General features: G+C 61.7%; 6 protein-coding genes. 2 read left to right on the top strand and 4 right to left on the bottom strand.

The annotated features are described in order from the left end of the window. Positions 1–202 precede the first annotated feature (202 nt). Positions 203–1,252: a site-specific tyrosine recombinase XerC gene (gene xerC / locus DNJ95_RS18830; protein WP_242671957.1), complete on the bottom strand. Its 1,050-nt coding sequence runs from the start codon at positions 1,250–1,252 to the stop codon at positions 203–205. Further along, positions 1,253–4,288: a CHC2 zinc finger domain-containing protein gene (locus DNJ95_RS18835; protein ID WP_131186250.1), complete on the bottom strand. Its 3,036-nt coding sequence runs from the start codon at positions 4,286–4,288 to the stop codon at positions 1,253–1,255. A 100-nt stretch (positions 4,289–4,388) separates the two neighbouring features. Here DNJ95_RS18835 and DNJ95_RS18840 point away from each other — a divergent pair, with 100 nt between their 5' ends. Together DNJ95_RS18840 and DNJ95_RS18845 are read left to right on the top strand one after the other, a co-directional pair. Next, the gene (locus tag DNJ95_RS18840) at positions 4,389–4,760 is read left to right on the top strand and encodes a helix-turn-helix domain-containing protein (protein ID WP_084308991.1); all 372 of its coding nucleotides are present in this window, start codon (positions 4,389–4,391) and stop codon (positions 4,758–4,760) included. Between the two features lie 84 nt (positions 4,761–4,844). Further along, the gene (locus DNJ95_RS18845; RefSeq protein ID WP_084308992.1) at positions 4,845–5,066 is read left to right on the top strand and encodes a SymE family type I addiction module toxin; all 222 of its coding nucleotides are present in this window, start codon (positions 4,845–4,847) and stop codon (positions 5,064–5,066) included. Between the two features lie 153 nt (positions 5,067–5,219). Here DNJ95_RS18845 and DNJ95_RS18850 read toward each other — a convergent pair whose 3' ends face one another. Beyond that, positions 5,220–5,723, bottom strand: coding sequence for a hypothetical protein (locus DNJ95_RS18850; RefSeq protein ID WP_090423784.1), 504 nt, complete (start codon positions 5,721–5,723; stop codon positions 5,220–5,222). Next, positions 5,720–7,970, bottom strand: a 2,251-nt coding sequence (locus tag DNJ95_RS18855) for a DUF637 domain-containing protein (RefSeq protein WP_181953412.1), incomplete at its 5' end; no start/stop codon positions are given. The genes DNJ95_RS18850 and DNJ95_RS18855, both read right to left, overlap by 4 nt.

The following is a 7,970-nucleotide window of genomic DNA, read 5'->3' on the forward strand; positions in this document are numbered from 1 at the left end:
GGCGAAGCCGGGCGTCCAGCCGATGCGTTGGCGGTTGATCTTCCGGGGGCGCAGACATAACGCTTATTACGCGAACCCGCAGGGCGCGCAGCGGTGCGGCTTGCCGCACTTTGCGTAATGCAGCGTTATGTTGAATGGCCAGCTCCGCTGGCCATTTACCCCCGGCATAGACGCCTGACAGGTGCGCAGCATCTGTCAGCCCTTATTGCTTTTGATCTTGATCTGGCCGTTGCTCTTGATCTGCTTTGCCCTGCCGGCTCAGCCGCGCCGGGTGCGTCGCCGTGTGGATGTCCTTCAGCGCGCGAATGCTCACCTGGGTGTAGATCTGCGTGGTCTCCAGGCTCACATGCCCGAGCATCGCCTGGATGAAACGCACGTCCGCGCCGTTCTCCAGCATCAGCGTGGCCATGGTGTGGCGGAACAGGTGGCAACTGCCGCGCTTGCCGATGTCCGCCGCGTCGATGTGTTCGCGCACCAGTTGCGTCAGCCGGTTGGGGCTGAAGGCTTCACCCTGCTGGGTCAGGAACAACTGCCCGCCGTCTTCGCCCAGCACGAACTGCGGGCGCACCTGGTCACGGTATGTCCTGATCCAGGCCAGCGCCCGCTCGCCGATGGGGATCATCCGATCCTTCCGGCCCTTGCCCTGGCGGATCATCACCGTCCCGCGCTCGTAGTCGATGGCCATCCAGTCCAGGTTGATCAGTTCCATGCGCCGCATGCCGGTGCTGTAGAGGGTTTCCAGCATCGCCCGGTCGCGGATGCCGGTGGCCGTGGCGATGTCCGGTACGTTGAGGATGCGTTCGGCCTCGTCCGCCGTGAGGATGTGCTTGGGCAGGCGCTGTTCCATGCGTGGCAGCTCGAGGTCGGCGGCCGGGTTGTAGAGGATACGGTTGCTCTTGGTCAGCCACTTGAACCACACCCGGATCGGCGTGATGCGCACCGTCTGGCTGCGCGCGGACAAGGGTTGGCCATCGGCCTTGCGGTACAGGAACAGATGACGCTGGTAGCGCTCCAGGATCGGCCGGGTAATCTCCTGCGGGCGGCTCAGGCCGCGTTCGTCACACCAGCGGATAAAGGCGATCAGCAGGCTTTCCCGGTTGCCCACCGTGCGCTCGGAGTAGCCGCGCTCGCGCTGGTGTTGCAGGAAGGCTTTCATCTGGAAGTACAGGCTACCCGGATCGCCCAGCGGGCCGATCACCTGGTCGGCGATTTTCACCGACTTGGGCTTGCGGGTCTTCTGCACGGCCATCATTCAGCCCTCCACTACGGCGGCGCTGGACAACGGCGCCTCGGCGTTGTGCCCGGGATGGATAGGTGCCTGGCCGTTCACCCCGACCGGATCGGCCTCGGGCTCAGGCAGTGCCTGGCCTGGTACGGTGTTTTCAGCATCCGACCGAGCACCGACCAGCCCCCGACCTGGAGCCGACCGCTTTGCCTCCAACCCCGACCGGGCCGATTCGTTGTCCAGCCGCTCGGCCTCGATCAGCCCCATCAGGTGCGGCTGGGCACTGCCGTCGCCGTCGTAGGCGAGGCTGTATTCGTGGGCCAGGCCACGCCGGTAGAGGCGCAGGTATTCCAGTTCCAGCAAGCGGCCCAGGTGGATCTTCAGTTGCGTGTCGCCCCAGCCGGTGGCGGCGCGCACGTCCTTGCGGCTGAAGCGGAAGTCGTGAACCTTGACCCCCAGCCCGGCGATCCACCCTTGCAGCAGGCCCAGCAGCCGGCGGGTCTGCGGCGGCAGTTCGTCCAGGGTACGGCCGAGGATGTCGTGGGCCAGGCGGTTGGCCAGGGCGATATCGGCTTTCGTCGCTTCGAGGTAGGCCAGCGTCTGGCCGCGGTGCTCGATCCGCTGGATCGGCCGCTGGTGCTGGTGCAGCAGGGCGATGGCGCGGATCAGCGTCAGGTATTTCATGTGGTCGCGGCGGGTGCGGGTCTTGTCGCTGAGGAAGGTCAGCCGGTCGGCGTACGGGTTGACCACCGCCAAGGGCTTGAGCAGGCGCTGGGCGTTCTGGTGCAGGCGGGTGATGGCCTGTTTCTCGGCGTCGGCCAGCAGGCCGTCGAGGGTTTGCTTGTGGCGCTGCGCGGCGTGGATCGCCTCGGTCTGCTCGCGGCTTTCGTTGATGGTCAGCACCAGGCAGCGGTTGAGCAGTTCTTCGTCGATGTCGATCGCCGTGGTGGTCAGCATCAGCATCACCGGCCCCTGCACCCGGTATTGCTTGGTCACCAGGTTGCCGGTGGTGTCGTCCTTGCCGGTGCTGGCGATGGTCAGTTCGCCATCCGATTGCAGCAGCTTCAGGGCGTAGGCCGCCTGGCGCACGCCCTCCTCTTCGGCGATGGCCAAAATCCGGTGTTGCAGGTCGGTTTCGCCGAGGTAGAACAGGCTTTGCCCGGTCATGGCGCTGTACTGGATGCGTTCTTCCTCCGGCATCAGGTTCAGCACCGCGTCCATCAGGCTGGACTTGCCCGCCGCGCTGCTGGATTGGATCAGCACCGCCAGCGGCTGGTCGAGTTTCCTGGACACCGCCGCCAGGTAGCCGGCCAGCAGGTTGCTGGATTCGCCGACCACGCCGCAGCGCGCCAGATCGGCCTCGAGGCGCTCGATCAGCTTCGGCGCGCGCAGCAGTTCCAGGGCGCTTTTCTCGTCCTCGGCGCTGAGGGTCGGGGTAGGATTTTTTGGTGCCAGTGCGGCCTGGATCGCCGCTTCCTGCAAGCCTTCCAGCTTGAGCAGCACCTGGCCCAGGTCGCGCTTGAGCAGTTCTTCGCTCACACCCAGTTCGAGGCTGGCCTGCTTCACATAGCTGCTACGCGCCTTGGCCGCGTACAGGTCGAAGCTGTCCACGTAATACGCCGCCTCCGCCTGCTCGCTCGCCTCGCGGCGTACCTGCACGTTGACCCGCATCTGCTCCGGGCCCAGGTTCTTCTTCCAGCCCCGCACCCGCCAGTGCCGATCCGCCACCGTGAGTAAAAGATCGCCCTGGGCGTTTTCCGAAAAGGATTCGACTACGGATTGCGGCTGTCCCACCGCAGCCCCCGGCACCGGGGCCAGCGGCTCGGTCGATACGACTACACTTTCCGGCTCGCACTCCACAACGGCCTGCGGCGCAGCGGCTGAAGAAGAAGCGTCATCCGCCTCACTCGCCACGCCCTTGCCCTGCCACAGCGCCTGCTGCAACAACTCGCCCAGCGCCTGCGCCGGGCTCTCCACCTGCCGCGCGAAGGCATTGGCATCCAGCCCCTGCGGGAACAGCAGCCGGAACACTTCGATGCCAGCACCGCGCAGTTCCTCCCCCAGCGTGGCCGCCGCCGCATCCCCCGCCGCGTCGCGGTCGTAGGCGATCACCACCCGCCGCGTGCCGTGGTGTTTCAGCGCCTGCCAGTGATCCTGGCCAAAGCCGTTCACCCCATAGGCCGCGATCACATGACGAAAACCCGCGCACCAGAAGGTCATGGCGTCGATCAAGGATTCGCACAGGATCACCTCGCCACCGCCCACCAGCGCCGCCTCGTTCCACACCCCGCGCAATGGCGCGGCCAGGTACAGGTGCCGCGACTGCCCGGCCGGGATCTTGTGGTTCGGCTGCAAGCGCCGGCCGTACAGTTGCACCACCCGCCGGCCCTGCTCGGCATTGGCCCCGCCCTCCAGGCCGATCACCGGTACCACCAGGCAACCGTTGAGGTGTTCGTGGCCGCTCGAGCGCAGCACCCCCACCGCCTGCAACTGCTGGCGTACCTGCTTGCCGGCCTGGGTATGCCCGGCCGGCAGGCGGTAGGTCAGGGTCTTGTTGGCATAGCCAAGCTGGAAGTGCTCGACCAACTCCGGATGCGTCAACCCACGGGATTCCAGGTAGGCCAGCGCCTCGGGCGACTGCTTGAGGTTGGCGTGGTAGAACTCGGCCACCGACTGCAACAGCGCGGCGGCCTCCAGCTCGGCAGCGGCAGAGCCAGCGGCTAAAGGCGGCAGGTGGCGGGCATGGCTGCGCGTCACGCCGACCTTCTCGGTACTGTCCAGCGGCGCGTCGTTGCGCAGCAGTTGCACCGCGTGCGGCAGCGAAACGCCCTGGGTCTTCATCACCCAGTCGATCACCGAACCCGCCGCCCCGCAGCCAAAGCAGTGATACAGGTTCTTCTCCGGCGAGATCGACAGGCTCGGCGTCTTCTCCTCGTGGAACACGCAGTGCATCACCCAGTCCTTGCCCCGTTTCTTCAACTCATGGCCCTGCGACTGGATCAGCCGTACCAGCGACACCTCGCGCTTCAGGCGTTCCAGTTCGGCGACGGGGATGCGGGCCATGCGGGGTTTCTCCAGAATTGCGTCAAGATTCTCTTGTGCGCAATTCTAGGCTCTCTTATGCTACCACTGTCAAGCACACCAGATACCCAGGGATAACATCATGGCCACCTTCATCACCCGGCTAACCACGATGAGCATCGCCCAACGACTGGTATCCCTGCGCAAACAGAAAGGCTTGACCCAGCAGGCGCTGGCCGACGCGCTCGGCCTGCACCTCACCCAGGTGAAGCGCTACGAGGCCGGCACCTCGCAACCGTCGCTCGATGCCCTGAAGAAAATGGCGCAAACCCTGCGCGTCACCACCGACTCATTGATTTTCGAGCCGGAGGAACTGGAACCCGACGAGGATCTGCGCCTGCAATTTCAGGCAGTCAGCAACATGCCGGCCGAGGAACAACGCATCGTCAAGCAACTGCTGGAAGGGATGATCATCAAGTACGAAGCGGAACGCTGGTCATCCAAGACCCGCTGACCACTGAGAAAGAAGAAGACGCGAACCGAGTGGGCGGCAACCCACACGGCTCGCTAACCACAAGCAGCTAAGAAGGAGCTGACCATGGCTAAGGCCGATCATAGGGCAGTCACGCCCAGAACTGAACGTTTCGCCACCATCGCCGCCGATTACTATCCGCCGCTCGGCGAACCCGCCTACACCCACGACCGCATCGTCCCCGGCATCAAGCTGCGCGGCCTCTGGCTGCAACAGGCCGGCTTCCAGGTCAACGAGAAAATACGGATTCGGGTCATGCAGGGCTGTTTGGTGATTACGGCGGAGTGAAATAAATAGCCCCGGCAGCGCCGGGGCTATTTTATATTACACCTCTTGAAATAAACGAATTAGCAATATTTCTATCGGTTTGCGCAGATAAAACAACACCGGCGCAGGGCCGGTGTCAGATGAATCCTGTATCTGCACAGACAGCGTGGTCTTTCAACGAAGCCAAAATGGTAGATCATTCAGGCTGAGTTCATCATATTCACTTAAAGGCCTCTTCCTCTCGAAGATGAAAGAAGGCATATCAGAAATAAGAATTCTAACTGGCTGATAAATCCCAAATTCGCCAAAAAATGAAATAGCTGAGCCCTGTGCCTTTGAGAATAAATCGAAGTATCTAGAGAAAATAGTCCCCAGGGTATCCTGCTTCGAATCCAACCATGTGATTTCACGATTACCCTGCAAACTTTCATCCCACTCAACAGTAGTCCTTGGCAGCATGAGAAATATGCCTTTCGCCCTCTCCATTAGTGCGAAAGCCTGTTCTAGATCATCTTGCCGCAAATAACGTTTATAGAGCCGATCCGTTAGCAAGCTCCAATCATTTTCTGGATACTGGCTTACAACAAAAGCATTGAGGCACCCAAAGAACAATACGACATCCGAAACCGGGCCTAATTCGTATACCGTATGACCGCCATCAAGTCCTATTTTCCTCATTCAGATTTGAACCTTATATCAGTAGGACTAACTGTACCTTTTGACTTCTGCACAATACCCTTGATCACGGCATTTTTCTGTGCATCGGTGACAACTTGGCCGCGGACATCAATAACTATCTGCTGCTGCATGCCTTGAGGTAGATTCTCTGCACGCTGCAGCGCTTGTTTTGACACATTGTTAATCAACCCCTGTTGGTTAGTTGCGACTTTATAGTTTTTAACCTCAACACTACACACGCTGCCAATACACCAATCTGGGCGCACACTACCTGCCGTACCGTAGGGTACCTCCTGACCATTCTTGTAGCTGATTTGAGGGCGGGCACCTGCGCCAAGCTCAGTTCCTACATCAATCTCGGACTGTTTTGGGGTAGGCCTGGCAGAGCTTCCCGAAGGCGCAACATTATCTGTCGCACTACCATTTCCTTTTGCCCCACCTCCAAACAACCCCTTCAGGCTATCCAGCAGCCCACCACCACTTTTCAGAGCGCTCTTCGCCGCTGAGGCAAGCGAGATTCCTGCCCCAATAAGCTCGACAGTGTCAATGACATCTATCCTAGCCTGTTCAGAGTCGGTCGGGCTAAATAGCGTATCCGAGGTTCCCGAGAACATGACCAAGAACTGGTTAACCAGCCTCAATGCCTCTGGATTGACGTTCTCAATCCCAACCCCATGCGCTGCCGTTACCTGCAGGGCATGAACCAGCTCTTGCTGACTCACCTCCTGATAACCCGATCCGCAAAGATCCGACCGCTGGGCACAGGCATCCTGTATACCTTGAACGAAGTTCTCGGCATTCTTCCTATGTAGCTCGTGGTTGTAGATAGCCGCCTGCTGCGCCACCCACCCGGCTTTTTCCTGTGCCTTGTCATCGCCACCTGCTGCTGCCGCAACCGTCATGCCCACCAGCTGCGAGGTCATGGCGATCACTTGCTCATGAGCATCTCCCGGGAACAGCTTGTCGCCTACAAGCTCCAAGAGCGCTTCGTTGGCTCCCGCGGCAAGGGCACCCGTCTTGAAGTCACCACCTGCCGCTTCCGCAATCAGGCCGCCCACGATGGCATGTACGGCCACTTTGGTGGACAAGCCGCTGCCCACCAAGCTGTCACCCACCTGCTCGTAGATGGCCCCAGTCAATGCATTGGCCGCCAGGTTTATTCCGGCCTGCACCAGGTTGTCCTTGAAGCTGCCACCATTCACCAGAGTATCGAGCGCACTGTTCACCGCCAGTCGAAGCCCTACATTGCCCGCCGTCAGGCCACCGTCCAGACCGCCTGTCATTCCTCCACTGATGGCCGATACGGCATAGCCCTTCAGCGCATCGCTGGAGGTCACGTCCTTGAGAACCGCGCCCAGGTCTCCCCGGTTGTTCACTGTACTGATCGCTGCGCTGTTGACGGTCGCATGGAAAACCGCCTGGGCCGCGGATCCGGCAAAAGCCGCCGTGCTGGCTCCCGCACCCGCCCCGGCAGCGGCCGAGCTGGCCGAGCCGGCAATGGCTGAGCCAGCCCCCCAGGTCAGGTAGGTAACCACGATGGCAATCACCAGCGCCGCCGCCCCACCCAACCCCGAACTGCTGTACTTGAAGCTGTCGTGCACTTCCTTCACGCGCTGCCAGTCGATATCACCGCGCTGTTCCATCTCCTTCAACCAGGCCAGTTCGGGGTCGGCCTGGACCATCGCCTCGATGGTCTGGCTCACCGTCTGCCGGTTCACTTCCTTGATGTCGATCTGCAGCCCTTCCACCGCCTGGATCACCAGCGCGCCCTGGGCCGCCAGTTCGCTCTGCACCAGGGTTTCGTCGGTCGTGCCCTTGCCCTTGGCCGACTGCCAGGCCAGGCTGCTTTTGCTTTTCTCGTGGCTTTCCTGTTCCAGGTCCTTCACGCCTTCGAAGACGATCTCGCCACCGCTGGAGAGGATCAGGTCTTCGTCGCTGGTCAGTTTCGCCGCCTGGTAGGTCTGGTCGCCGCCGCTGACCAGGCTCAGGTCGCCGCCCGTGGCGATCTCGCTGCCGACATGGGTGATGTCGGTGGTTTCGTCGCGGCGGAAGCTCTTGCGCCCGAAGCTGCCCTTTTTCTTCTTCTGGTACAGCGAGTAGTCGTAGTCCTGGGCCGCCAGCAGGTTCAGTTCCTCCCCTGCCACCAGGTAGGCTTCGTCGTTGGCCGCGACCTTGCTGGAGACCAGGGTCAGGTCGCGCACTGCGGCGATTTCCACGCTGCCGCCGGCGATGATTTCCGTTGCCTGC

The sequence above is a fragment of the Stutzerimonas kirkiae genome (genome assembly GCF_004327335.1).
GTDB lineage: Bacteria > Pseudomonadota > Gammaproteobacteria > Pseudomonadales > Pseudomonadaceae > Stutzerimonas > Stutzerimonas kirkiae.

Excerpts from the sequence above, each read along its gene's own strand:
- DNJ95_RS18840 (WP_084308991.1), top strand. The coding sequence starts at position 4,389 with ATGGCCACCTTCATCACCCGGCTAACCACGATGAGCATCGCCCAACGA.
- DNJ95_RS18850 (WP_090423784.1), bottom strand. The coding sequence starts at position 5,723 with ATGAGGAAAATAGGACTTGATGGCGGTCATACGGTATACGAATTAGGC.
- xerC (WP_242671957.1), bottom strand. The coding sequence starts at position 1,252 with ATGATGGCCGTGCAGAAGACCCGCAAGCCCAAGTCGGTGAAAATCGCC.
- DNJ95_RS18835 (WP_131186250.1), bottom strand. The coding sequence starts at position 4,288 with ATGGCCCGCATCCCCGTCGCCGAACTGGAACGCCTGAAGCGCGAGGTG.
- DNJ95_RS18845 (WP_084308992.1), top strand. The coding sequence starts at position 4,845 with ATGGCTAAGGCCGATCATAGGGCAGTCACGCCCAGAACTGAACGTTTC.